Source organism: Spiribacter salilacus (genome assembly GCF_009649225.1).
In the GTDB taxonomy this organism is placed as follows: domain Bacteria; phylum Pseudomonadota; class Gammaproteobacteria; order Nitrococcales; family Nitrococcaceae; genus Spiribacter; species Spiribacter salilacus.
Map to the genome: position 1 here is coordinate 242,539 of NZ_WJPP01000003.1, position 24,273 is coordinate 266,811.

Genomic DNA, 24,273 nt, shown 5'->3' on the forward strand with positions numbered 1-24,273 from the left:
TCACAGCGGCAATCGCAGATCTCTAATTTTGCGCGTTAAGGTATTGCGGCCCCAGCCAAGTAGGCGAGCGGCATCTTGGCGTCTTCCGCCTGTTCGGCGCAGCGCTGCTTCAATTAAAATCCGCTCTAAACGAGTCTGTGCATCGGCTAATGATCCCTCACCGCGCTCGGCTGTTTGTTGGTCTGCCCAACGAGCCAGCGCACTTTCCCAGTCCATTGCTGGCTCGGCAACCGCTCGCTCTTTAAGCAGTTCAGACGGCAGGTCTTCCATTTGCACTTCGCGCCCACTGGCCATCACGGTCAACCATCGGCAGGTATTTTCTAATTCACGCACATTACCTGGCCACGGCAATTGCTGAAGGCTTTGTGCCACCGCTGGGGTGAGCTGCTTTGCTTCAACATTGAGCTCTTTGGCTGCCCGCTGCAAAAAATGCGCAGCCAACGCCGGAATATCCGCCTGACGCTGACGTAAAGCGGGCACCTGAATACGAATTACATTTAAGCGATGAAACAGATCCTCACGAAACCGCCCCGCCTGTACCAACTCCTCTAAGTTTTGATGGGTGGCGGCAACAATGCGAACATCCACCCGCATCGGGGTATGTGCGCCCACCCGATAAAACTCACCATCCGCCAACACCCGCAGTAATCGGGTCTGTAACTCGGCCGGCATATCGCCGATTTCATCTAAAAACAACGTGCCGCCATCGGCCTGCTCAAAGCGCCCCCGGCGAACTTGGTGGGCCCCAGTAAAAGCGCCTTTTTCATGGCCAAACAGCTCTGATTCCATTAAATCACGTGGTATTGCCGCCATATTTAACGCAATGAACGGGGCGTTTGCCCGGGGGCTGTGTCGGTGCAGCGCTCGGGCCACAAGCTCTTTACCGGTGCCGGATTCTCCATTAATTAACACGGTAATATTTGAGCGAGACAACCGCCCAATGGCACGAAACACCTCCTGCATGGCCGGGGCTTCGCCAATAATTTCGGGCATATCTTCACGCCCAGCCGAGGGCGCGGCCGTGCTCCGAGCCGCCGCCGCGGCACGGCGCACCAGCTCAACCGCCTCTTCCATATCAAAGGGCTTTGGCAGGTACTCAAATGCCCCCCCTTCATAAGCCGACACGGCGGCATCCAAATCTGAGTGCGCCGTCATAATAATGATGGGTAAGTCTGGGTACGTTGAATGCACCCGCTCCATTAAATGCAGGCCATCAAAACGCGGCATCCGAATATCGCTAATTAAAACATCCGGTTGTTGGCGCTCTAGCTGCGCTAACGCCTCTTCTGCCGTTTCAAAATCAACCGCGTCAATACCTGCCCGCTCAAGGGCTTTTTTTAGCACCCAGCGAATCGATCGATCGTCATCCACAATCCAGGCTGTGATTTGATCACTCATCGGTTTCCTCCAGCGGTAACCAGACGGTAAAAAGCGTATGCCCGGGTTCGCTATTGCACTCGATTAACCCGCCATGCCGGTCTACCAAATTTTGTGCAATCGGCAAACCAATGCCTGTCCCTTCTGGGCGACCGGTCACCATGGGGTAGAAAATTCGATCTTGTAGTGCCAGCGGTATCCCTGGACCGTTATCAACAATATCGATGCGCAAGACGAGTCGGTGCTGACGGTTACCAATCGTAAATCGCCGCTGGCTGCGGGTACGCAACAGGATTTCACCCTCACCATCCAGCGCCTGTAGCGCATTACGCACAATATTCAGCAGCGCTTGTATGAGCTGATCACCCGCAGCGGGCAGGGGCGGTAAACTGGGGTCGTAGTCCCGCCGAATCACTACCCCTTCTGGCGCTTCAGCCACCGCCAAATGACGCACTCGCTCTAAAATTTCATGCACATTCGTGGGCTGTTTTTCTAGCCGACTCTCTGGCCCCAGCAGGCCATCTACCAATGCCCGCAGACGATCTGCTTCGTTAATAATGATTCGCGTATATTCTTGTAGCTCTTCGCGACCGAGCTCTGACTCCAACAGCTGTGCTGCACCACGCAAGCCCCCAAGGGGGTTTTTAATTTCATGCGCTAACCCGCGCACCAATTCTCGAATGGCCGCATTTTGCGCAATCATGCGATTTTCTCTTGAAATGCGCAGATGCCGATCAATATGTTCTAGCTCCAACAGTAAACGCCCACCCGGCAGGGGCGTGACGGCACAATCCAGCGTTACGGTTCTCTCACCACTCAACGCCACACGAATTTCACGCTCGGCATAACTCGCGCCCTGATCTTGTGCATGCGCGATGGCCGCATTTAAGACAGCCAACCCGGGGGCAACGCTTAATAGCGACTCCCCAATGGCCTGCCGCGCGCTGAGTTGCAACAACGCCTCACCCACCGCATTGAGCCACTGCACATTGAGTGCTTGGTCCAGCACGATCACCGCGCTACTGAGATTATCGAGGATCTCGCTAGTGGCATTTTGAGGTGGTTTAATCATGGTAAAAGCCCCTGCCGTATCACAGGGGCTTTGCGCTATCGCTTAAACGCTGTAGTACAGGTCAAATTCCAGTGGATGCGTTGTCATACGCAGCTGCTGGACTTCCTCTCGCTTAAGCGCCAAGTAGCCATCGATGGAATCATCGGTAAAGACACCACCCGCTTTCAGGAACTCACGATCCTGATCGAGGGCATCAAGGGCCTCTTCCAACGAGAAGGCAACCTTGGGAATATCCGCCTCTTCCTCAGGCGGCAAATCGTAGAGATCCTTATCCATGGCATCGCCAGGGTGAATCTTATTCTGAATGCCATCAAGGCCTGCCATCAGCATGGCGGCAAAGCAGAGATACGGATTAGCGGTGCTATCGCCAAAGCGTAACTCAACCCGACGCGCCTTAGGATTGGACACCCACGGAATACGCACCGAAGCCGACCGATTACGTGCGGAGTAGGCCAGCAGAACCGGCGCTTCAAAACCCGGCACCAAACGCTTGTAGCTGTTGGTAGATGCGTTGGCAAACGCGTTCAGCGCTTTGGCATGCTTAATGATGCCGCCAATGTAGTACAGCGCGGTTTCAGACAGTCCGCCGTACTGATCACCGGCAAACAGCATTTCACCCGTCTTACCAATTGACTGATGCACGTGCATACCGCTGCCGTTATCGCCAACAACTGGCTTTGGCATAAAGGTAGCCGTCTTACCGTAAGCGGCGGCAACGTTGTGAACCACATATTTTAGGGTCTGCACTTCGTCGGCCTTTTTCACCAACGTATTAAAGCCCACACCAATTTCACACTGCCCCGCGGTGGCTACCTCATGATGATGCACCTCGGTTTCTTGGCCCATATCGGTCAGTGCTTCGCACATGGCCGAGCGCATATCATGCAGGCTATCTACCGGTGGTACCGGAAAGTAGCCGCCCTTCACACCGGGGCGATGGCCCATGTTGCCATCGGGATAAACCCGCTCAGCATTCCAGTGTGCTTCTTCAGAGTCGATCTTAAAGAAACAACCGCTCATGTCGTTGCCCCAGCGGACATCGTCAAAAACAAAGAATTCGTTTTCTGGGCCAAAGTAGGCAACATCGCCCACACCCGTAGACTGCAGGTAGGCCTCGGCACGGCGCGCAATAGAACGCGGATCACGCTCATAGCCCTGCATCGTGTTTGGCTCAATAATGTCGCAGACCAAAATCAGGGTCGAATCATCAAAAAACGGATCGAGAACAGCCGTTTCCGGATCCGGCATCAAAATCATGTCAGACTCATTAATGCCTTTCCAACCCGCAATCGAAGAACCATCAAACATCTTACCTTCGGTAAAGAAATCGGCATCGACGGTATGGGCCGGCATGGTGACATGCTGCTGCTTGCCCTTGGTATCGGTAAACCGTAAGTCAACGAAGCGCACCTCGTTTTCTTCGATCATTTTGAGAACGTCATCAGCGCTCATCGTCATTGTTAAACCTCCAATAGGATTCAAAAAAGGGTTATCCGTCTAATAGCAAGCATTTTTCATGCCAACCGCAGAAACGCACCAAAAAAAGACATACACGACAAAAACGCACTGTTTTTGTGCGGCGGCGGTTTATCGTGCACCATAACAGTGCGAGGTGAGAATGGCTAGCCGTTACCAGACTGACAGCCCGTTATGAGCCGGCTATACTCGTGACTATGACTTTTCAGCAATTAATTCTCTCGCTCCAAACCTATTGGGCGCAGCATGGCTGCGTTGTCATGCAGCCGCTTGATATGGAGGTTGGAGCAGGCACCTTTCACCCGGCCACCTTTTTGCGGGCCATTGGCCCAGAGCCCTGGCGCGCCGCTTACGTTCAGCCCTCGCGCCGGCCAACCGATGGTCGCTACGGTGAAAACCCCAATCGCCTGCAACATTATTACCAGTTCCAGGTGGTTTTAAAGCCCTCGCCAAAAGATTTCCAAGCCCTTTATTTAGGCTCCCTTGAAGCACTTGGCATCAACCCGCTAGTGCATGACATTCGATTTGTCGAAGACAACTGGGAGTCTCCCACTCTCGGTGCTTGGGGGCTCGGCTGGGAGGTATGGCTGAATGGCATGGAAATTACTCAGGTCACCTATTTCCAGCAAGTTGGGGGTATTGACTGCCATCCCGTGATGGGCGAGCTGACCTATGGGTTAGAGCGCATTGCCATGTATTTGCAGGAAAAAGAAAGCGTGTATGACCTGATTTGGACCGATGGCCCTGATGGCCCGGTTACCTACGGTGATGTGTATCTCCAAAACGAAAAAGAACAATCTCGCTATAACTTTGAATTGGCCGACGTTGAAACTTTATTTGCGGCCTTCGATGGCTATGAGCGAGATGCTCAGCGATTAATCGAGCTAGAGCTACCGCTGCCAGCTTATGAAATGACGCTAAAAGCCTCGCACACCTTTAACCTGCTCGACGCTCGGCATGCTATTTCGGTAACCGAGCGGCAGGCGTACATTTTGCGGGTGCGCAGCTTAGCGCGTGGTGTTGCGGCGGCTTACTATGCATCGCGCGAAGCACTCGGTTTTCCATTGGCCGGGTTACCTAAGGCAGGCGCTGCATGAGTCAAAACACCGCCCCCCTATTATTTGAGCTGGGTACCGAAGAACTGCCCCCCGGCGCGTTAAAATCACTTCAAACGGCGTTGGTTGAAAAGATACGCGACGGGCTGGATCGTGCCGAACTGACGCATGGCGCCTTAACCGGCTATGCCGCCCCCCGACGGCTGGCTGTGCAAGTCAGCGAAGTCATTATTGAGCAAGCAGACCGGTCGTTTGAGCGACGCGGCCCCGCATTGGCAAGCGCGTTTGACGACGCCGGTAATCCGACCCGCGCGGCCGAAGGGTTTGCCCGCTCCTGCGGTGTCAGCGTTAATGCGCTAGAGCGCCTCGAAACCGACGAGGGCGCCTGGCTAGTCCATCGTGGCATAGAACCTGGGCAACCCACAGCCAGCCTTTTACCGGGCATTATCGAACAGGCCCTCAACCACTTACCCATTCCCAAACGAATGCGTTGGGGCAGCGAAACCCTGGAGTTTGTCCGCCCGGTGCATTGGGTGGTGTTACTGCTGGGCGATCAAGTGGTACCCGCAAGCTTTTTTGGCGTAACCGCTGATCGCAACAGCCAGGGGCATCGCTTTCATCACCCTGATCCCATAGCGATTACCTCGGCATCGACCTATGTCGAGCAACTTCATCGTGGCCATGTCATGGTCGATTTTGCTGCGCGGCGCGCCTCGATTCGTGAGCAGGTGATGGCAGAAGGCGAGCGTTTAGGCGGACAGGCAATGATTGAGGATGGATTGCTTGATGAGGTCACCGCCTTGGTGGAATGGCCCGTCGCGCTATCGGGCAGTTTTGCGAAAGACTTTTTGCGCGTGCCCGCAGAAGCCCTAATCTCGAGCATGCAGGAGCATCAACGGTATTTTCCGGTAAAAGATCAGCAGGGCGCGTTGCTACCGCATTTTATCACCGTGGCCAATATTGATAGCCAAGCGCCTGAACAAGTAATTGCCGGTAATGAACGTGTGATTCGGCCAAGGCTTGCCGATGCCGCGTTCTTTTGGGATCAAGATCGCCATCAAGCACTGGGCGATCGGCTCAGTTCACTCGAGCAAGTGGTTTTTCAAAAATCACTGGGTAGCGTTGCCGATAAGTCACAGCGTGTGGCACAGCTTGCCGAGGGATTAGCCGATACCTTTGGGGTCAGCGCCACTGATGCTAAACGCGCCGGGCAGCTCTCACGCGCTGATTTAGTCACCGAAATGGTGGGCGAGTTCCCTGATCTGCAAGGCATCATGGGCCGGTACTACGCACTAGAAAGTGGTGAAAACCCGGCCGTAGCCGCGGCACTTGATGAGGGGTATCAACCGCGCTTCTCGGGTGATGCCATCGCGCCATCGGCCTTAGGCCAGTTGCTTGCCGTTGCCGAGCGGATCGACACCCTCACGGGTATCTTCGCCATTGGCAAAGCACCCACTGGCGCCAAAGACCCCTTCGCCCTGCGCCGTGCTGCACTGGGCTTGCTCCGCACGTTAATCGAAGCCGAGCGCGATATGGATCTAACCGCGCAATTTACCGCGGCGGCCAGTAGCCAGCCAGCCGCGGTAGAGGCTTCTAAGCAGGTTTCGGCTCTGGTTGATTTTTGCTTAGAAAGACTACGTGCGCTGTATCACGAACAAGGCTTTGCGGCTGAGTTGTTTGAAGCCGTGCGCACCGTCATCGATCCTAATGCCTTTTCACCATTAGACTTTGACCGGCGGCTTCGCGCCTGTCAGGCCTTTGCGCAGCTGCCTGCTGCCGCCAGTTTAGCCAGTGCTAACAAGCGTATCCGCAACTTACTCAGAAAAGCGGAAAGCGATGCGGCCGCAGCGGTTACCCAAACAACCGTCAATCCGGCGCAATTCGAGCAGACTGCGGAATCTGACCTGTTTGAGGCAGTTACCCACCGTCAGGCAACGCTGCAATCACACATCGACCAGGCACAATACGCCCAAGCATTAGCGTTGCTTGCCGAGCTAAAAGAGCCAGTGGATCAATTTTTTGATCAGGTTATGGTGATGGCAGAGGATCCTGCCATTCAGAAAAACCGTTTGGCGTTGCTGCATCTATTGCAACAGCAGTTTCTGGCCATTGCCGATGTCTCGGCATTAACTGAATCAGGTTAACCCATGGGTCCACGAGCCATCTTATTGGATCGTGACGGCGTCATTAACGCAGATTCTCCAAATTACATCCTTAGCCCCGAGCAATGGGAGGCACTTCCCGGCAGCTTGGCGGCCATTGCCCAGTTAAACCAGGCCGGTATGTTGGTGGGTGTTTGCTCTAATCAATCCGCCGTGGGGCGCGGGATGATGAGCCAACAAACGCTCAATGCCATTCACCAGCGTATGCAGGCGCAACTAAAAGCCAACGGGGCGCATCTTGATGCCATTGCCGTCTGCCCCCATGCACCGGAAAGTCAGTGTGATTGCCGAAAACCCAAGCCGGGGCTGATTTTACAAATGCTTGCCCAATGGAATTTAACCCCTGATGAAGCCCTTTTTATTGGCGATAGCCAACGCGATCTAGACGCAGCCGCCGCGGTTGGCGTAGAAGCTTGGCTGGTGCGCACGGGTAATGGCAGGCAAACTGAAACGCAATGGTGCAATGATACCCAGCCTGTGGAAGTATTTGATGACCTGAACGCAGCGGTAACCACGCTGCTCAATAGGCCAATTCATGAATGAATTTGTAAAACCCTACCAAAAAGGCAGCCTCTGGCGAGGCGGGTTATTTCATTTGGGAATGATTATTTCGGTGCCAATCTGGACACTGGCAACACTGCCTGTGTTCGGTATGTCTTTTAAGATCCGCTATTGGTGGATTACCCGCTGGTGCAGCTATATTCGTTGGCTAGCGCGCTGGGTAGCCGGCATTAAGGTAGAGGTACTGGGCGCAGAGAACAAACCCGATACCGCCTGTGTGGTGCTAGCTAAGCATCAAAGCAGTTGGGAAACACTCAGCTTACTGTCTTATTTCTATCCACAAAGCTGGGTGTTAAAAAAAGAACTGCTCAAAATACCCGTGTTTGGCTGGGCATTAGGTCGACTCGACCCAATTGCCATTAACCGAAAATCCAGTCGAGAAGCGCTAAAGCAAGTCATTAACCAAGGCACTGAGCGACTCAAATTAGGCCGCTGGGTTGTCGTATTTCCGGAAGGAACCCGGGTGCCGGTTGGCGCGCGAGGCCGCTATCAACAAGGCGGTGCATTATTGGCTTGCCGGGCCGGCGTACCCGTCGTACCCGTTGCCCATAATGCGGGCTATTTCTGGCCACCCCGTAGCATTCGAATGCGGGCTGGAACCATTCAGGTACGTATTGGCCCCACCATTCAAACCGCAGGGCGAACACCTGCCGAGGTTATTGCGGATACCGAGGCATGGATTGAGTCGGTTATGGAGACCCTAGAGCCATAGACGGGCACTAAACGTCTAAATTACTGACTTGTAACGCGTTTTTCTCAATAAAGTCGCGGCGCGGCTCAACATGATCGCCCATGAGTGTTGTGAAAATCTCATCGGCGGCTACCACATCTTCGATGCGAACCTGAAGCAGACGGCGAGAATCCGGATCCATCGTCGTTTCCCAAAGCTGCTCAGGATTCATTTCACCCAAGCCTTTATAGCGCTGCACCGATAAACCGCGCTTCCCTTCTTCCATAAGCCATTGAACAGCATCATGAAAATGATCAATTGGCTCGGATTTTTCACCACGCCGTATCTCAGCACCTTCACCGATTAGCTCGTCTAATGCGGCAGATAGTTTTCTGATTGCTTCATATTCGCGGGAAAGGAAAAAGGATGGGCCAAAGATATGCGGATAGAAAATGCCGTGCATACGTTTAGTAATCACCGCGTCTTGGAAACCGCCGTCTGAACCATCCTGCATGGTCAGCTTATATTGTGTGCCCGTCGGCAGGTCTTTATTGACTTGTTCTGTGACCTGCTCAAACCAATGGGCTAACCACTGAGCATCATTTAAGCGGTCTTCGGTTACCGGGGGTTGGTCTACCATTGCACGCAAAATGGCCGGATCAATACGCCGGCCAATATGCTCAATGGTCTCCATGGTGTCGATATATAAGCGAATTAATCGCTCCAACGCCTCTGGCCCCATGACCGGTGCATCATTACCCGGCGCCATACTGGCATTGGACAAAGATAACTGCAGTAAATAGTTGGTCAGTTCTTTTTCATCCTTCACATAATGCTCTTGTTTGCCGCGCTTAACCTTATATAAAGGCGGCTGAGCAATGTAAACATGCCCACGTTCTACCAACTCAAGCATTTGCCGATAGAAAAAGGTCAATAACAACGTACGGATGTGCGAGCCATCAACATCGGCGTCAGTCATGATAATAATGCGGTGGTAACGTAGCTTCTCGGGGTCAAATTCTTCACGGCCAATACCACAACCTAATGCTGTAATTAGCGTACCCACCTCAGCAGACGCTAACATCTTGTCAAATCTCGCTTTTTCGACATTCAGGATCTTGCCTTTAAGCGGCAAAATGGCCTGTGTTCGCCGATCTCGTCCTTGCTTGGCAGACCCACCGGCTGAATCACCCTCTACCAAATAGAGCTCTGAGAGACTCGGGTCTTTTTCCTGACAATCAGCCAACTTGCCAGGCAGTCCAGCGATATCCAAAGCACCTTTACGGCGCGTCATCTCTCTAGCACGTCGCGCGGCTTCGCGTGCCCGGGAGGCATCAACCACCTTTTCAACAATCGCCCGTGACTCTGCCGGGTTCTCATACAAAAAGGCATTGAGCGCTTCAGCTAATGTGGATTCAACAACGCCCTTAACCTCTGATGAGACCAACTTCTCTTTGGTCTGCGAAGAAAACTTTGGATCAGGCACTTTAACGGAGATAACCGCCGTTAAGCCTTCGCGAATATCATCACCCGATGGCGTAACTTTTAGCTTACGGGCATACCCTTCCGTTTCCATGTATTGATTTAACGTACGCGTTAGGCCCGCCCGAAAACCGGACATGTGGCTGCCACCATCGCGCTGCGGAATGTTATTTGTGAAACAGAAAATGGCTTCTTGATAAGAATCGCTCCACTGCATTGCCACTTCGACGATAATTTCATCTTTCTCAGTGCTGAGATAAAAAACACTCGGGTGCAGGGGCGTTTTATTCTTATTCAGATGTTCTACGAATGCCCGAATACCGCCCGCATACTCAAACGTATCGTTTTTATCGGTACGCTCATCTTTTAGGCTAATTCGGACACCCGGGTTTAAAAAGGACAACTCGCGAAAGCGTTTAGCCAGAATGTCATAGCTAAAATCAATATTCGTAAAGATCTCTGGGCTGGGGTGAAACGTAATCACACTGCCCGTTTTTTCCGTTTCTCCCACCGCTTTCAACGGCGCAACCGGCTCACCACTGGCATATTCCTGGGTATAGACCTTACCTGACTTATTAATCACCAACCGTAGCCGGTCTGAGAGCGCATTAACCACCGAAACGCCCACACCGTGTAGTCCGCCCGATACTTTATAAGAGCTGTTATCGAACTTACCGCCGGCATGCAGCACCGTCATAATGACTTCGGCGGCTGACCGACCTTCTTCGGGATGGATATCTACTGGGATACCACGGCCGTTATCACTCACCGTAACCGATTCGTCACGATGCAGTATCACCTCAATTTCTGAGCAATGTCCGCCTAATGCCTCATCAACCGCATTATCGACCACCTCAAAAACCATGTGGTGTAAACCGGTCCCATCATCGGTATCACCGATATACATACCAGGCCGTTTGCGGACTGCATCAAGGCCCCGTAGCACCTTAATTTGTGAGGAATCATATTCGATCGGTTCGCTCATAAAACATCCTTTCTATTCATACGCTTATTATACCCGATTAAGCGCTGCCACGTTCATTCCTTTCATCAGCGCTAATCCTGCCTTGTTCCACGTGGAACCATTGCGCCTGGTCAGAGAAAGGAACGCGTTCGGCTTCGATCGTTGTAATAAATGTTTGCACGTCCATACCTCGAACACGATCCATAACCAACCCACGATGATGAGCATCTAACTCCGCGGCAAGGTCATCTAATAATAATAGGGGCCGGTTTGCTGAGTGTTGTCGCCACAACGTTAATAACGCCAGGCGCAATGCGATAACTACAATCTTTTGTTGACCGCGGCTTAACCGCTGAGAGACCGGTTGATCATCGACGACTAACACGAGGTCTGCTCGATGGGGCCCGTATAATGTGAAACCTTGTTTAAGCTCGGCACTTCGTCCTTTTTGCAACGCATCACTCAGCGACTCCCCTTGCAACCAACCCGTGCGATAGCGCCAATCAAACGTTAAATGTGGCATCCAATCATTTAATAGCATCGCCCACTCGGTCATTAGGGTGTTTAAAAACTGGGTTCTCACCTCAGTAACCACCTCACCCGCCTCACTAAGTTCGGTTTCCCATGCCTTGGCAACCGATTCATTCCCTAACCGTAACGCAGCATTACGCTGTCTAAGCCCTCGTTGATACCGCCGCCACACCTCCCGGTAGGCAGGTTCCACGTGGAACACACCCCAGTTCAGAAAACTTCGCCGCTCGGTTGGCCCCTCCGTTAATAACCGCTGCGCTTCGGTGTTCAGAACCTGTATGGGGATTAGTCCAGCAAATTCTGATAACGATCGAACATCCTCGCCATTTAAACGGACGCGTGTTTTTCCTTCAGTAAACGACACCCCTAACTGGTGGCGACCACTCGCGTTTTGCACACGGCCCGTCACCACAACTTCTTTACCACCATTGGCAATAACGCGTTGCAGCCGAGGAGTCAGGAAACTTTTTGCCCGTGCTAAAAAATAAATGGCCTCAAGCAGACTGGATTTGCCCGCTGCATTGACGCCATAAATCACATTTAAATGGGGTGAAAAATTGAGGGATACGCTGGCTAAGTGCCGAAAGCCCTGCACATTCAACACGGTTAAACCGCTTGGTACGGCCTTCTCAGCCACCAATCGTATAGCCTAGAGCCGCATAGGCATCACGACATAACGACCATCCTGGTCATTACCGTTACCCACCAGTAGCGCACTACTACTACCGTCGCGCACATACATCGTAATTGACTCCGCTTCGATGGCACCTAGCGCATCAAGCATGTAACTGGCGTTAAACCCAATCTCCATACCCCCGCCGTTAGACTCTGCTGCTACTTCCTCTTCTGCTTCTTCTTGCTCGGGATTATTCGATTGAATACGCAATTGATCAGGTTCAAAGATAAACCGAACCCCTCGATATTTTTCGTTCGATAAAATCGATGCCCGAACGAGCGCTTTACGCAGCATCTCTCGATCAACATTCACTACCGACCCTTCAGCTTCAGGAATAACGCGTTGGTAATCTGGGAACCGGCCATCAATGAGCTTAGTGGTAAATCGAATATCTGGCAGCACAACCTGAAGGTGAGAACTGCCTAAAATGAGCTCTACCTCTATATCTGAAGATTCCAGCAAACGTAACAATTCCTGAATGGCCTTGCGTGGCACGATAATTTGGACTGCCTCAGTAATCGGCAAATCCACTGCCAATTCGGCCAGCGCCAATCGATGCCCATCGGTGGCCACTGTTTTAATTCCTTGGCCATCTAGCTCCAACAACAACCCATTGAGGTAATAACGCACATCCTGCATTGCCATCGCAAAGTGTGTTTTTTCGATTAGCCAGCGCACCTGGTGCTGCGGCAATTTAATCCGCTGATTGGCTTCAACCTCATCAACAACAGGAAAGTCATCGGCACTAAGGTAAGCCAAACTAAACCGACTACGCCCGGCACGGACGATCATCCGCTCGCCTTCTAGATTCATCTTCAGCTCTGCGTCTTCAGGCAAATTTCGAACAATATCCATCAGTTTGCGTGCTGGAATTGTGAGTCGGCCTGATTGAACAATTTCTGCTGGCGTATGAGCGCGTAACTCCACCTCAAGATCAGTTGCCGTCAGCATTAGCGTGTTGTTGTCTGCTTCAATGAGAACGTTTGCGAGTATTGGTAGAGTCTGTCGACGTTCAACAACACCGATGATCGCTTGTAAGGGACGTAAAAGGGCCTCTCGGCTAACGATGAACTCCATGCGACTTATCCTGTGCTAAGTATTAATATTGTTTAGTTTATAAATAGAATAACAGTCGTAATAATAACTGCGGCGATTGTCTGTGCGTAACCTTATTTTTAGTATACTAATCAATGTCTTAAAACTTCCAAAACTTGTGCGTGCATTCGGTATAAACCCTCAATAACCGGTGGACGCATTGTGGATAACTTAGCCATCGCCTTTTATCCCCAGCTTATCCCCATTATGTTGACAAGGTTCTGGACAGGTTATGATAGTCCTCATCAATGCGCGCATCCGTTGCTTGCAGCTCTGCTACCTTTTTACACGCATGCATGACCGTTGTGTGATCTCGCCCGCCAAACGCTTCGCCAATTTCTGGTAAAGAATGATTGGTCAGCGACTTTGCTAACGCCATAGCCACCTGCCGCGGCCGAGCGATCGAGCGGCTACGCGTTTTGGACAACAAATCAGAAACCCGAATTTTGTAGTACTCCGCCACCGTTTTTTGAATATTCTCGATAGTAACCAGCTTTTCCTGCAGGGCAAGCAGATCACGTAAAGCGCCCTTTGCAAAATCAACGGTAATTTGCGCTCCGGTAAACCGCGCATTGGCCACCACGCGTCTCAATGCACCCTCAAGTTCACGAATATTCGATCGAATACGCTTAGCAATAAAAAACGCCACTTCAGGGGGTAACTCCACCCCGTCTTGAGCGGCTTTAGACATTAAAATCGCCACGCGTGTCTCTAGTTCTGGTGGCTCAATTGCAATCGTTAAACCCCAACCAAATCGAGATTTTAAGCGCTCTTCAAGCCCCTGAACCTCCTTTGGATAACGATCGCAGGTCATTACCACCTGATGCTGGCCTTCGAGTAACGCATTGAAAGTATGAAAGAATTCTTCTTGGGAGCGTTCTTTTTTGGCAAAAAACTGAATATCATCAATGAGAAGCGCATCTAAACCTCGGTAATGCTGCTTAAACTCATTAATTGCATTGTGTTGAAGCGCACGAATCATATCGGCAACAAATCGCTCAGAGTGAAGGTAAAGAACGCGCGCATCCGGCCGCTGAGCTACCAGCGCATTCCCAATGGCATGCATTAAATGCGTTTTGCCTAGCCCAACTCCGCCATAAATAAAAAGTGGGTTGTACGCGCTACCAGGATTTTCAACGACCTGTGTGCTTGCGGCACGAGCCAGTTGATTCGACTTACCCTCGACAAACGTCTCGAAGGTAAAAAGCCGGTTGAGCTGCGCGTTAAATGACGGCCCACCGGCTGCACTTGACCGCGTTGTTTTTACCCGCGGCGCCTTGGCGGGCTGACCCCCAATTTCAAGAATGAGCTTGGGGGGCTCATGCGGGCGCTGCTGACTGAGTAGCTCTTCAATGCGCGTTGAGAAGTGCTCACGCACCCAGTCCAAAACAAACCGATTGGGGGCATACAAACGGAGTTCATCACCGTGCTCTTCGGCTTGAAGGGGCCGAATCCAGGTGTTGAGCTGCTGGTCGGGAAGCTCTCGCTCCAACCGCTGCAGACAATCTTTCCATAACAGACCGGTCAAAAACCGTCTCCTCAAAAAGGCGATAAACTTAGGCTGTCGAGTCTAACCGCTGTTACGCAGGGGCGCTACATGCGTTGACAGGGTGTTCCTACCGGGATTATTCTTGCCGGCTGAATTTGATTTTTAACCCCTATAAAAGGCGGCTTCCGCATGAAGAGGACGTTTCAACCCAGTGTCATTAAGCGTAAGCGCACCCATGGGTTTCGCTCGCGTATGGCGACACGTAATGGGCGCAAAATTTTAGCCCGGCGGCGTGCAAAAGGGCGGGCACGGCTCGCACCATAAAGGTGATGTCATCACTGGGGGGCGATTATTCGTTTCCCCGTTCAGTTAGACTCACCCGTAGCCAAGATTTTAAAGCGGTATTTGCCGGGGCAGAAAAGCAAGCCAACCGGTACTTAACGGTGTTATACCGACCTAATACCGTCGAGCAAGCGCGTCTTGGTCTAGCGATTTCTAAGCGCGTTGCGAAAAGAGCAAGCGATCGAAACCGTATTAAGCGCCTGATTCGAGAGAGTTTTCGGCAAATACGAAATGATTTACCGGCGGTTGATATTGTTGTAATGGTTCGCCCCATCGCTTGTAACACAGAAAACGCTACACTGTTGGCATCTCTTTACAGTCTTTGGCAACGGATCATTCAGTCATGCGAACCCTGTTGATTGCATTTCTTCGTGCTTACCGCTACTGCATCAGCCCACTATTCGGCCCGTGTTGCCGTTTTCATCCCACCTGTTCTTGCTATGCCATTGAGGCGGTAGAACGACATGGGGTAATTCGTGGTAGCTATTTCGCCACACGACGCATTTTGCGTTGTAATCCCTTTCACCCCGGGGGCATTGATCCGGTACCGGGAAGCGAGTCCACGAGCCATCAATAATGGATAACCAACGTCTTTTTCTTTACGTCGCACTTGCGCTTGTCTTGTTACTGGGTTGGATGACCTGGCAACAAGATTATGGCCCATCCGCACCCCAGCAAGCCTCGCCAACAGCGAGTGTGGATCAACCAGAATCGGCACCTGCAACGCCCGCGCCATCTGAGGCGGAGGCTGAAGCTGAAGCACCCGGTCAGCCTGCGGGTAGTGATTCAGTTCCCGAACTCGCCAGCGATACGCTGACCGATACCGGTGTCAACCAAGTCCGGGTGGTAACCGATCTGTTTGAGGTTGATATCGATCTTAACGGGGGCAACGTGCATGGCGTACGGTTACTCGAGCACACCGTCTCGCTGGATGACCCAACACCTTTTCAGTTAATGGGTACAGAATCGCCCCTTTTTATTGCCCAAGCGGGTCTCGTGGGCGATGGTATCGAGGCACCGGGCCCCGGTGCCCGCTGGGTTGCCGATGAACAGGAATATATCCTTGAGGGCGATGCGGAGCAGATCGAAGTGCCGCTGCGCTGGCGCGACGAAAATGGTCTGATGGTGACGCGCCGATATGTATTTACGCGTGATAGTTATCTGATTGATGTGCGTCACGAGGTGCAAAACCCTTTAGCCGATTCGGTACGGGTTTATCAATACAATCAACTTCGACGCTCTTCTGATACCGAAGGGCCGGGTTTTCTTGGCGCAGCCAGTTACACCGGCGGCGTGATTTACAGCCCCGACGATAAATACGAAAAAATTAGCTTTAACAACATGGAAAAAGACGACCTATCGCGTGATATCACCGATGGTTGGTTGGCCATGATCCAGCATTATTTCTTGGCAGGTTGGGTGCCGCCACGTGATCAGGTGCTGCGCTATTACACGCGGGTTAATCGTGGCGAGTATGTGCTGGGGCAGAGCTCACCGTGGGTAACGGTTGAGGCCGGTGGTCAGGCCACCTTAGAGAACCGATTGGTTGTTGGGCCGAAAAAGCAAAACCGCCTAGCGCCGATTGCCGAGGGCCTCGAGCTAACAGTCGATTATGGTTGGCTTACGATTATTTCCAAGCCGTTATTTATTGCGCTGTCTTGGATACATAGCGTGGTGGGCAACTGGGGCTGGTCTATCATTCTGCTGACCCTCGCTATCAAGCTGGTGTTTTACAAACTCTCCGAAGCCAGTTATCGCTCCATGGCAAGAATGCGCAAGCTTCAGCCCGAAATGAAGCGCCTAAAAGAGCGTTATCCCGATGATCGGCAGAAGATGAACCAAGAGCTGATGACGCTCTATAAAAAAGAAAAGATCAATCCATTGGGTGGGTGTCTGCCTATTTTGGTCCAAATTCCGGTGTTTATCGCCCTGTATTGGGTGCTGCTTGAGAGTGTGGAGTTGCGCCAAGCCCCATGGATGTTCTGGATTCAGGATCTCTCAGAACGTGATCCGTTCTACATCCTGCCCTTACTGATGGGCGCAACGATGTTCCTGCAGCAAAAACTCAATCCGGCGCCTATGGATCCCATTCAGCAGAAGATTATGATGGGGCTGCCGTTGGTCTTTACGGTGTTCTTTATCTTCTTCCCAGCGGGGCTGGTGCTGTACTGGGTAACCAACAATACCTTATCGATTGCCCAGCAGTGGGTTATTACGCGGCGGATAGAGGCCGGCGCTAAGTCGTAGCGAACGTGGCCACTACCACGATTTGTGCGGTTGCAACGCCCCCCGGTCGCGGGGGCGTGGGCATTATTCGATTATCAGGCCCGGAAGCTGTAGCCATTGCTCACGTCATGGTGGGTGATCTACCCACCCCCCGAGTGGCAGCCTTACGCACCTTTAGAGATGCCGCAGGCGATGCTATTGATGAGGGCTTAGTCCTTTACTTTCCTGCCCCCCATTCAATGACCGGCGAAGACGTGGTCGAACTGCAGGGTCATGGCGGCCCGGTGGTGCTTGATCAGCTGTTGCAACGATTGCTTTCACTTGGGGCGGTACTTGCCGAACCGGGTGAGTTTAGCCAGCGTGCCTTTATTAATGGGCGCATGGACCTGACACGCGCCGAGGCCATCGCCGATTTAATTAGTGCTGGGAGTGAGGCGGCCGCCCGTGCGGCGATGCGCTCCTTACAAGGGTCATTTGCCAGCGCCATTAATGGGCTCGTTGAACGCTTGTTAGCCGTGCGCGTGCAGTGCGAGGCGCATATCGATTTTGCCGATGAGCCATTAACTGAGGCCGAGTCTTCTACCGAAGCGCTCGCAATGGCGCTGGATCAAATTAAAGCAGATTTAGTGGAGACCCTGCGGCTGGCTGAGTCAGGCCAGCGCTTGCAAGCCGGCCTAACCTTGGTAATTGCGGGGCGGCCGAATGCGGGTAAATCTAGCCTGCTAAACGCCTTGGCCAGGCGGGATGCTGCCATTGTGACTGATATTGCCGGCACCACGCGCGATGTTATTGATACCGCGCTGCATCTGGATGGCCTCCCGTTGCGGGTGCTAGATACCGCAGGGCTACGTGACTCAGACGATCAAATTGAACAAGAAGGCGTACGCCGTGCGCGCGCCGCCATGGAGCAGGCCGATCGAATACTGCTGGTAGTTGAAGAAGGCGATGTGATTGAACCCGCCGCGCTTGATCTGCCGGCTGGCGTGCCGATTACTCGAGTGCTGAATAAAATTGACTTAACCGGCCGAGCGCCGGGTGTGGTAGCGGGTTCGTCTGAGATGGTGGCGGTGTCAGCACTTACCGGTGCGGGGCTTGATGCCTTGCGTGAGCATCTGTTTACCCAACTGGGCCATACCCATGAAGAGCCCCCGTTTATTGCGCGGCGCCGGCATTTATTGGCGCTGCAAACAGCGGCTGAAGATCTTGATGAGGCCATTGCAGCGCTAAACGATGGGTTGGGTGATGAGTTGGTTGCCGAGTCACTACGCCAAGCACAAGATGCCTTAGGCCGAATTACCGGTACAATTACCACCGAAGATTTACTGGGCGAGATTTTCTCAACCTTTTGTATTGGCAAGTAATTGGTAAACTCTGCGGCTATGGATAGTACACAGACTTATGATGTGATTGTGGTGGGCGGTGGCCATGCGGGTACCGAAGCGGCCTCCGTGGCGGCGCGTAAGGGCGCAAATACCCTGCTCGTCACCCAAAGCTTAGACACGCTGGGGCAGATGAGCTGCAACCCGGCCATTGGCGGTATTGGCAAAGGCCACTTGGTGCGAGAAATCGATGCCATGGGCGGCATCATGGGCCGGGCCATTGATCGGGCGGGTATTCAATTTCGCACCCTTAACGAAAGTAAGGGCCCGGCGGTTCGCGCCACCCGTGCGCAGGCCGATCGCACGTTGTATCGTCAGGGGGTGCGGCAGCTGTTAGATGAGCAGCCTGGCCTTGCCCTGTTTCAAGACAGCATTGAAGATCTGATTGTTGAGAATAATCAGGTGTGTGGGGTTAAAACCCGGCTAGGCCTTGAGCTGCGCGCCAAAGCGGTGGTCTTAACGGTAGGCACGTTTTTAGGGGGCAAAATCCATATTGGTGAGCACCAGCGCGAAGGCGGCCGAGCGGGCGATGCCCCATCGAATGCCCTGGCAGCGCGGTTGCGCGAGTTGCCCCTGCGGGTAGGCCGCCTTAAAACCGGTACCCCACCGCGCATTGATGCCCGAAGTATTGATTTCTCTGCGCTGGCCGAGCAGCCGGGCCAAACCCCAGCGCCCTATTTTTCTCGCTGGAGCCGGGGAGATGAGCACCCACAGCAAGTGCCCTGTTACATCACCCATACCAATCCGCAAACGCATGAGATTATTCGTGCCGCATTGCATCGCTCACCCATGTATAGCGGCGAAATTGATGGGGTGGGGCCGCGCTACTGCCCATCTATCGAAGATAAGGTAGTGAGGTTTGCTCAGCGCGATGGCCATCAGATCTTTTTAGAACCCGAAGGGCTCGATACGGCAGAGATCTATCCTAACGGCATCTCCACGAGCCTGCCCTTCGATGTGCAGCAGGCACTGATTAAAACCATTGCCGGGCTTGAGAATGCGCGCATTACCCGCCCGGGTTACGCCATTGAATATGACTATCTTGACCCGCGGGATTTGCATCCCAGCTTAGAGAGTCTGCATTTGCCGGGGCTGTATCTGGCCGGGCAAATCAACGGCACAACCGGCTATGAAGAAGCTGCCGCGCAGGGCTTGTTGGCCGGGCTTAATGCTGCGGCGGCCGCGCAGGCAGAATCACCTTGGGTACCGCAGCGGCACGAAGCCTACTTGGGTGTCTTGGTTGATGATCTCACCACGCGGGGTACAACCGAGCCTTACCGCATGTTTACCTCACGCGCCGAATATCGGCTGCAGTTGCGCGAAGATAATGCCGATTTACGCCTGCTGCCGGTGGCGCAGTCCTACGGGCTCATCGCACCAGCAGACTGGGCCGCATTTGAGATTTATCGCCGCGCCATCGACCAAGAGCTTCAGCGTTTAGAGCGTACCTGGATTAAACCCAGTGATTTGGGTGATGACGCGGGCGCGGCCTTATTGGGCAAGCCCTTGCCGCGTGAGCAAAACCTGCTCACCCTGTTGCGCCGCCCGGCCGTGGAATTTGATGCCTTGATGAGTTACCCCGCGGCCGGCCCGGGGCCGGATGATCCACGCGTTTGTCAGCAAGTGGTTATTGCTGCGCGCTATGATGGGTATGTTAAACGCCAGGCGGCACAAATCGCCCGGGCAGAAAAGCATGAAACCTTAAGCGTGCCCAACGACATTGACTATAAGAACGTCATCGGATTATCTGCTGAAGTGTGCGAAAAGCTGGCCCAGCATCGTCCGAGCACTTTAGGGCAGGCAGCGCGTATACCCGGTATGACGCCGGCCGCGGTTTCGCTTTTGCTTGTTCACCTTCGCCAATGATGCAAGGGGTAGACCCTGCGCTTGCGGGTCAGCTACTGGCGTATCGAGATTTACTGGCGCGCTGGAACCGGGTTTACAACTTATCTGCCGTGCGTGATCCCGAGGCAATGGTCAGCCGGCATTTGCTCGATAGCCTAGCGGTACTGCCCTGGCTGCCCGCCGGCCCCTTGTTAGATGTGGGCACGGGCGCGGGCCTACCGGGTATACCGATTGCGCTGGCTGAGCCAGAGCGATTCGTTACCTTATTAGAGAGCAATTCAAAAAAGGTCCGTTTTTTGCGCCAGGTGTGTTTAGAGTTAAAGCTCCAGAATGTGCAGATTGCGGAAACTCGACTGGAGGCTTACACCGTACGTAGCCCATTTGCGGTGGTGATCTGCCGGGCATTCAGTGAGGCGCTAAGCTTCTGGCAGGGGGTGGCGCATTTACTGGCGCCTGACGGCCAGGCCATTGCGATGAAAGCGAAGACACATGATGCTGAATTAGCCGCGCTACGTCAGGCCGGCGTATCATTCCGGCAACAGACCCTGCAGGTGCCCGATCTGGATGCGGAGCGCCACTTGCTAATAATGAGCGAAACGACGATGAGCCAAAGGACGATGAGCCAAAGGACAGCCACATGACCCAAACCCTGGCCATAGCCAATCAAAAAGGCGGTGTCGGTAAAACCACCACTTGCGTGAACCTGGCGGCCTCGCTAGTGGCCAATGGTCGGCGCGTGCTGGTTGTCGATCTAGATCCTCAGGGTAATGCCACGGTGGGCTCGGGTGTTGATAAAGACGCGGTTGAGCTGAGCAACTATGACTTACTCATGGGTCAGGCCAATGTGGAGTCGGTGCGCTGTCAGGCACTCAAAGGCGGCTTTGACCTACTGCCCGGCAATGCAGACTTAACGGCGGCCGAGGTGGCGTTAGTGGGTGAGGGAGAAGGCCGCGAGCGGCATTTACTCGATGCGCTCGCCCCCATTCGCGATCAGTACGATCACATTTTAATTGATTGCCCACCATCGCTGAATGTGTTGACGGTGAATGCGTTTGTGGCAGCAGATCGGGTGTTAATACCCATTCAGTGCGAGTATTACGCGCTTGAGGGCTTAAGTGCTTTGTTGAATACGATTGCGCGGGTTCAACAAACGGTTAACCCTGCGCTTGAAATTGAAGGGCTTGTTCGCACCATGTTCGATGGACGTAACAATCTAGCCAATCAAGTGGGCGCACAACTGGACACCCACTTTTCTGGGCAGGTGTATCGCACATTAATTCCGCGCAACGTGCGCCTTGCTGAAGCACCGAGCCATGGTTTGCCGGTGTTGCAGTATGATCGCAGTTCAGCCGGTGCGGTGGCCTATATGGCATTAGCCTCAGAATTGTTGCGGCGCCAGCGCACCAACAAAGCTCAGGTGGGAGATAAATCATGAATAGTCGGCGACGGGGTTTGGGCCGGGGGCTGGATGCTCTGCTAGGGGAGGCCGCAACCGGTACAACGGGGCAAGACGATGCCGCACTCACCAATTTGCCACTAGATCAGTTGGAAAGCGGGCGTTATCAGCCGCGTCGTGAATTTGATCCTGATGCTTTGCAAGCGTTAGCCACTTCAATTCGCGCGCAAGGGGTTGTGCAGCCGATTGTAGTGCGCCCGCTGCCTGGCGATGATCAGTATGAAATTATTGCCGGCGAGCGGCGCTGGCGGGCAGCGCAATTGGCGGGTCTCAGCGAAATCCCCGCTATCGTGCGAGACATTCCTGACGAAATGGCAGTGGCGATTGCGCTGATAGAAAACATTCAGCGCGAGGATCTTAATCCGCTAGAAGAAGCCTCGGCCCTTAAGCGTCTAACCGAAGAGTTTGGGATGACGCATCAGGCCATTGCTGATGCTGTGGGCCGCTCGCGTGTGGGTGTCTCAAATCTGTTGCGGCTGCTCGATCTTTCAGCCGCCGTTAAACGCCATATTGAAGCTGGCCACTTAGAAATGGGCCACGCCCGTGCGCTTTTAACGCTAGATGAAGCCACTCAGGGCGAATTAGCCGCGCAGGTTGTTGCGCGTGGGCTGAGTGTTCGTCAAACCGAAGCGTTGGTTCGGCAGCATCAAAAACGGGCAGAAAAACCGGCCGCCGAGGCTGAGGCTAATGCGGCGGATGACCCCGATGTACGGCGCTTACAGCAGGATTTGGCAGAGCGGCTAGGTGCTGAAGTTCAAATCGATCATGGCAAAAAAGGCAAGGGGCGACTGGTCATTCGGTACCATAGCCTCGATGAGCTTGATGGAATCCTTGCGCATATTCGTTGAAGCGCCGGCAGGAGTTCTTTATACTGCTTCGCGCTATGCCGCTCACAAGGCGGTTAAGGTAGGATGCTGAGGCAAGTTGCACTTAAAGTGGTGCGCATTCAGCTCCTGATCGGTCTGGTCAGTTCTGGCGTTTGGGTTTGGGCTGGCGGGCTAGAGGCAGGATTAGCAGCGCTGGTCGGGTTGGGCATCTCAGTACTGATGACCGGCTATGTAGCGCTAAGATGGTCGCTAAGTAGCGACCCACGAGAGCCACAGGCAATGCTTGGGGGCTTTTACCGGGCGCAGGTAATGAAATTATTACTGGGTACCGGGCTGATTTTTATTGGCGTGTATGTGTTTCGAGATCAGGCTGCGGCCTTGGTTACCACACTCGCCTTGACGCTTTCGGCATACGGTTTCGTATTGCTTGGAAAGATTGACTGAAAACGCTGACGAGGTAGGGTTAAACATCATGGCAGCAGGCGGATCAGCCACCGACTACGTCCAGCATCACCTAGTGCATGCGTCGGTGGGCGAGGGTTTTTGGACCCTGCATTTAGATACGCTCATTGTGTCTTGGGTTCTTGGTTTGATCTTTTTGGGCGTTTTCTATTCGGTTGCCCGTCGCGCCAGTGTTGAAGCGCCTAGCGGCATCCAAACGGCCATAGAAGCCTGCGTTGAATTTATCGATAACCAAACCCGTGAGAGCTTTCATGGCCCGCGTGAGTTTGTGGCCCCCCTCGCCCTCACCATCTTTGTGTGGGTGTTGTTATGGAACCTGATGGACTTACTGCCGGTAGACCTCTTCCCTGTGCTGGGCAAACTGGTTGGCATTGAATACGTCCGAATCCTCCCCTCTGCCGATATGAACGCCACCTTTGGGCTATCGTTAACCGTGCTCGCGCTGATTATTATTTACAGCATTAAGGGCAAGGGCTGGGGCGGTTTTGGTAAAGAACTGATTCATCATCCTTTTGGTGCGCACCCACTGCTGTGGCCTGCCAACCTTATGCTGAACATTGTGGAGATGATTGCTAAGCCGGTTTCGCTCGGAATGCGGCTATTCGGCAACCTCTACGCGGCAGAGATGATCTTTATCCTGATCGCATTGTTGCCCATTTGGGCGCAGTGGATACCGGGTGTTGCTTGGGCGATATTCCACATATTGGTTATCCCTTTGCAGGCGTTTATTTTTATGGTGCTCACGGTGGTATACCTGAGCTTGGCTTACGAGGAACACTGACCTGACCCATGGGGGGTTTGGCCGTGCTGGATTTAACTTAAAGACTCTTGTTTGGAGGAATCATGGAAGCTATCGCTCAGGTGCAGGCGTTTACCGCTATCAGCATCGGACTCATTTTCGCATTTGCCGCCATTGGTACTAGCATTGGTTTTGGCATGCTCGGTGGAAAGTTCCTAGAAGGCATCGCTCGTCAGCCCGAAGTGGCGGGTGTTCTTCAGGTTCGCATGTTCATCGTGGCAGGCCTGCTTGACGCGCTTTCCATCATCGGTGTGGCATTTGCTGCCCTGTTGATGTTCGCCAATCCTTTGCTCGGCGCCCTGACCTAATAGGTCAGAAAGGGAGTTT

At 53.3% G+C, this 24,273-nt stretch carries 23 protein-coding genes; 16 read left to right on the forward strand and 7 right to left on the reverse strand.

Annotated features, from left to right (window positions below; all coding sequences use genetic code 11):
* The 3 genes from ntrC to glnA are packed head-to-tail and all read right to left on the reverse strand — an operon-like array spanning nucleotide 1 to nucleotide 3,901.
* Complete coding sequence (gene ntrC / locus GH984_RS06710; protein WP_153719439.1) at nucleotides 1-1,398, reverse strand: nitrogen regulation protein NR(I); 1,398 nt, start codon at nucleotides 1,396-1,398, stop codon at nucleotides 1-3.
* Nucleotides 1,391-2,449 (reverse strand): nitrogen regulation protein NR(II), encoded by a 1,059-nt coding sequence (glnL, locus tag GH984_RS06715; RefSeq protein ID WP_153719440.1) that lies wholly within the window; start codon nucleotides 2,447-2,449, stop codon nucleotides 1,391-1,393. The genes ntrC and glnL overlap by 8 nt, the downstream gene beginning before the upstream one ends.
* Nucleotides 2,450-2,491: 42 nt before the next feature.
* Entirely contained in the window at nucleotides 2,492-3,901 is a 1,410-nt protein-coding gene (gene glnA / locus GH984_RS06720; RefSeq protein ID WP_153719590.1) for a glutamate--ammonia ligase, read from the reverse strand.
* A 221-nt stretch (nucleotides 3,902-4,122) separates the two neighbouring features.
* On the opposite strand from glnA, the gene glyQ reads away from it, so the two are divergent.
* The 4 genes from glyQ to GH984_RS06740 are packed head-to-tail and all read left to right on the forward strand — an operon-like array spanning nucleotide 4,123 to nucleotide 8,415.
* A complete protein-coding gene (gene glyQ, locus GH984_RS06725) occupies nucleotides 4,123-5,022 on the forward strand; it encodes a glycine--tRNA ligase subunit alpha (protein WP_153719441.1) in 900 nt (299 codons plus the stop codon).
* A complete protein-coding gene (gene glyS, locus GH984_RS06730; protein WP_153719442.1) occupies nucleotides 5,019-7,124 on the forward strand; it encodes a glycine--tRNA ligase subunit beta in 2,106 nt (701 codons plus the stop codon). Before glyQ ends, glyS begins: the two co-directional genes overlap by 4 nt.
* Before the next feature lie 3 nt (nucleotides 7,125-7,127).
* Nucleotides 7,128-7,685 carry a D-glycero-beta-D-manno-heptose 1,7-bisphosphate 7-phosphatase gene (gmhB, locus tag GH984_RS06735; protein ID WP_153719443.1) on the forward strand — a complete coding sequence of 186 codons (558 nt, stop codon included), beginning with the start codon at nucleotides 7,128-7,130 and terminating at the stop codon, nucleotides 7,683-7,685.
* Nucleotides 7,678-8,415, forward strand: a complete 738-nt coding sequence (locus GH984_RS06740) for a lysophospholipid acyltransferase family protein (protein ID WP_153719444.1) — start codon at nucleotides 7,678-7,680, stop codon at nucleotides 8,413-8,415. Before gmhB ends, GH984_RS06740 begins: the two co-directional genes overlap by 8 nt.
* 7 nt (nucleotides 8,416-8,422) lie before the next feature.
* Here the strand turns inward: GH984_RS06740 and gyrB are convergent, their stop codons facing one another.
* The 4 genes from gyrB to dnaA form a co-directional block, all read right to left on the reverse strand.
* Nucleotides 8,423-10,840 (reverse strand): DNA topoisomerase (ATP-hydrolyzing) subunit B, encoded by a 2,418-nt coding sequence (gene gyrB / locus GH984_RS06745; protein WP_153719445.1) that lies wholly within the window; start codon nucleotides 10,838-10,840, stop codon nucleotides 8,423-8,425.
* 37 nt (nucleotides 10,841-10,877) lie between these two features.
* Nucleotides 10,878-11,987 (reverse strand): DNA replication/repair protein RecF, encoded by a 1,110-nt coding sequence (recF, locus tag GH984_RS06750; RefSeq protein ID WP_172973194.1) that lies wholly within the window; start codon nucleotides 11,985-11,987, stop codon nucleotides 10,878-10,880.
* 12 nt (nucleotides 11,988-11,999) lie between these two features.
* Nucleotides 12,000-13,103 carry a DNA polymerase III subunit beta gene (gene dnaN, locus GH984_RS06755; protein WP_153719447.1) on the reverse strand — a complete coding sequence of 368 codons (1,104 nt, stop codon included), beginning with the start codon at nucleotides 13,101-13,103 and terminating at the stop codon, nucleotides 12,000-12,002.
* Nucleotides 13,104-13,326: 223 nt separating this feature from the next.
* Complete coding sequence (dnaA, locus tag GH984_RS06760) at nucleotides 13,327-14,649, reverse strand: chromosomal replication initiator protein DnaA (RefSeq protein ID WP_153719448.1); 1,323 nt, start codon at nucleotides 14,647-14,649, stop codon at nucleotides 13,327-13,329.
* Nucleotides 14,650-14,799: 150 nt separating this feature from the next.
* On the opposite strand from dnaA, the gene rpmH reads away from it, so the two are divergent.
* From rpmH to atpE, 12 genes are all read left to right on the forward strand, one after another.
* Nucleotides 14,800-14,934: a 50S ribosomal protein L34 gene (rpmH, locus tag GH984_RS06765; protein WP_153719449.1), complete on the forward strand. Its 135-nt coding sequence runs from the start codon at nucleotides 14,800-14,802 to the stop codon at nucleotides 14,932-14,934.
* 5 nt (nucleotides 14,935-14,939) lie between these two features.
* On the forward strand, nucleotides 14,940-15,311 hold the full coding sequence (rnpA, locus tag GH984_RS06770; protein WP_153719450.1) for a ribonuclease P protein component: 372 nt from the start codon (nucleotides 14,940-14,942) through the stop codon (nucleotides 15,309-15,311).
* The gene (yidD, locus tag GH984_RS06775; protein ID WP_153719451.1) at nucleotides 15,296-15,529 is read left to right on the forward strand and encodes a membrane protein insertion efficiency factor YidD; all 234 of its coding nucleotides are present in this window, start codon (nucleotides 15,296-15,298) and stop codon (nucleotides 15,527-15,529) included. The genes rnpA and yidD overlap by 16 nt, the downstream gene beginning before the upstream one ends.
* A complete protein-coding gene (gene yidC, locus GH984_RS06780; protein WP_153719452.1) occupies nucleotides 15,529-17,199 on the forward strand; it encodes a membrane protein insertase YidC in 1,671 nt (556 codons plus the stop codon). Before yidD ends, yidC begins: the two co-directional genes overlap by 1 nt.
* Before the next feature lie 5 nt (nucleotides 17,200-17,204).
* Complete coding sequence (gene mnmE / locus GH984_RS06785; protein ID WP_369691980.1) at nucleotides 17,205-18,539, forward strand: tRNA uridine-5-carboxymethylaminomethyl(34) synthesis GTPase MnmE; 1,335 nt, start codon at nucleotides 17,205-17,207, stop codon at nucleotides 18,537-18,539.
* Between the two features lie 18 nt (nucleotides 18,540-18,557).
* Nucleotides 18,558-20,423: a tRNA uridine-5-carboxymethylaminomethyl(34) synthesis enzyme MnmG gene (gene mnmG, locus GH984_RS06790; protein ID WP_153719453.1), complete on the forward strand. Its 1,866-nt coding sequence runs from the start codon at nucleotides 18,558-18,560 to the stop codon at nucleotides 20,421-20,423.
* Nucleotides 20,420-21,043, forward strand: a complete 624-nt coding sequence (gene rsmG, locus GH984_RS06795) for a 16S rRNA (guanine(527)-N(7))-methyltransferase RsmG (protein WP_153719454.1) — start codon at nucleotides 20,420-20,422, stop codon at nucleotides 21,041-21,043. Before mnmG ends, rsmG begins: the two co-directional genes overlap by 4 nt.
* Nucleotides 21,040-21,837 carry a ParA family protein gene (locus tag GH984_RS06800; protein WP_153719455.1) on the forward strand — a complete coding sequence of 266 codons (798 nt, stop codon included), beginning with the start codon at nucleotides 21,040-21,042 and terminating at the stop codon, nucleotides 21,835-21,837. Before rsmG ends, GH984_RS06800 begins: the two co-directional genes overlap by 4 nt.
* Nucleotides 21,834-22,706, forward strand: coding sequence for a ParB/RepB/Spo0J family partition protein (locus GH984_RS06805; protein WP_153719456.1), 873 nt, complete (start codon nucleotides 21,834-21,836; stop codon nucleotides 22,704-22,706). The genes GH984_RS06800 and GH984_RS06805 overlap by 4 nt, the downstream gene beginning before the upstream one ends.
* Nucleotides 22,707-22,769: 63 nt before the next feature.
* A complete protein-coding gene (locus GH984_RS06810; protein WP_153719457.1) occupies nucleotides 22,770-23,129 on the forward strand; it encodes an ATP synthase subunit I in 360 nt (119 codons plus the stop codon).
* Between the two features lie 28 nt (nucleotides 23,130-23,157).
* The gene (atpB, locus tag GH984_RS06815) at nucleotides 23,158-23,928 is read left to right on the forward strand and encodes a F0F1 ATP synthase subunit A (RefSeq protein WP_153719591.1); all 771 of its coding nucleotides are present in this window, start codon (nucleotides 23,158-23,160) and stop codon (nucleotides 23,926-23,928) included.
* 62 nt (nucleotides 23,929-23,990) lie between these two features.
* Complete coding sequence (atpE, locus tag GH984_RS06820; protein ID WP_153719458.1) at nucleotides 23,991-24,254, forward strand: F0F1 ATP synthase subunit C; 264 nt, start codon at nucleotides 23,991-23,993, stop codon at nucleotides 24,252-24,254.
* Nucleotides 24,255-24,273 lie beyond the last annotated feature (19 nt).

Excerpts from the sequence above, each read along its gene's own strand:
- ntrC (WP_153719439.1), bottom strand. The coding sequence starts at position 1,398 with ATGAGTGATCAAATCACAGCCTGGATTGTGGATGACGATCGATCGATT.
- glnL (WP_153719440.1), bottom strand. The coding sequence starts at position 2,449 with ATGATTAAACCACCTCAAAATGCCACTAGCGAGATCCTCGATAATCTC.
- glnA (WP_153719590.1), bottom strand. The coding sequence starts at position 3,901 with ATGAGCGCTGATGACGTTCTCAAAATGATCGAAGAAAACGAGGTGCGC.
- glyQ (WP_153719441.1), top strand. The coding sequence starts at position 4,123 with ATGACTTTTCAGCAATTAATTCTCTCGCTCCAAACCTATTGGGCGCAG.
- glyS (WP_153719442.1), top strand. The coding sequence starts at position 5,019 with ATGAGTCAAAACACCGCCCCCCTATTATTTGAGCTGGGTACCGAAGAA.
- gmhB (WP_153719443.1), top strand. The coding sequence starts at position 7,128 with ATGGGTCCACGAGCCATCTTATTGGATCGTGACGGCGTCATTAACGCA.
- GH984_RS06740 (WP_153719444.1), top strand. The coding sequence starts at position 7,678 with ATGAATGAATTTGTAAAACCCTACCAAAAAGGCAGCCTCTGGCGAGGC.
- gyrB (WP_153719445.1), bottom strand. The coding sequence starts at position 10,840 with ATGAGCGAACCGATCGAATATGATTCCTCACAAATTAAGGTGCTACGG.
- dnaN (WP_153719447.1), bottom strand. The coding sequence starts at position 13,103 with ATGGAGTTCATCGTTAGCCGAGAGGCCCTTTTACGTCCCTTACAAGCG.
- rpmH (WP_153719449.1), top strand. The coding sequence starts at position 14,800 with ATGAAGAGGACGTTTCAACCCAGTGTCATTAAGCGTAAGCGCACCCAT.
- rnpA (WP_153719450.1), top strand. The coding sequence starts at position 14,940 with ATGTCATCACTGGGGGGCGATTATTCGTTTCCCCGTTCAGTTAGACTC.
- yidD (WP_153719451.1), top strand. The coding sequence starts at position 15,296 with ATGCGAACCCTGTTGATTGCATTTCTTCGTGCTTACCGCTACTGCATC.
- yidC (WP_153719452.1), top strand. The coding sequence starts at position 15,529 with ATGGATAACCAACGTCTTTTTCTTTACGTCGCACTTGCGCTTGTCTTG.
- mnmG (WP_153719453.1), top strand. The coding sequence starts at position 18,558 with ATGGATAGTACACAGACTTATGATGTGATTGTGGTGGGCGGTGGCCAT.
- rsmG (WP_153719454.1), top strand. The coding sequence starts at position 20,420 with ATGATGCAAGGGGTAGACCCTGCGCTTGCGGGTCAGCTACTGGCGTAT.
- GH984_RS06800 (WP_153719455.1), top strand. The coding sequence starts at position 21,040 with ATGACCCAAACCCTGGCCATAGCCAATCAAAAAGGCGGTGTCGGTAAA.
- GH984_RS06805 (WP_153719456.1), top strand. The coding sequence starts at position 21,834 with ATGAATAGTCGGCGACGGGGTTTGGGCCGGGGGCTGGATGCTCTGCTA.
- GH984_RS06810 (WP_153719457.1), top strand. The coding sequence starts at position 22,770 with ATGCTGAGGCAAGTTGCACTTAAAGTGGTGCGCATTCAGCTCCTGATC.
- atpB (WP_153719591.1), top strand. The coding sequence starts at position 23,158 with ATGGCAGCAGGCGGATCAGCCACCGACTACGTCCAGCATCACCTAGTG.
- atpE (WP_153719458.1), top strand. The coding sequence starts at position 23,991 with ATGGAAGCTATCGCTCAGGTGCAGGCGTTTACCGCTATCAGCATCGGA.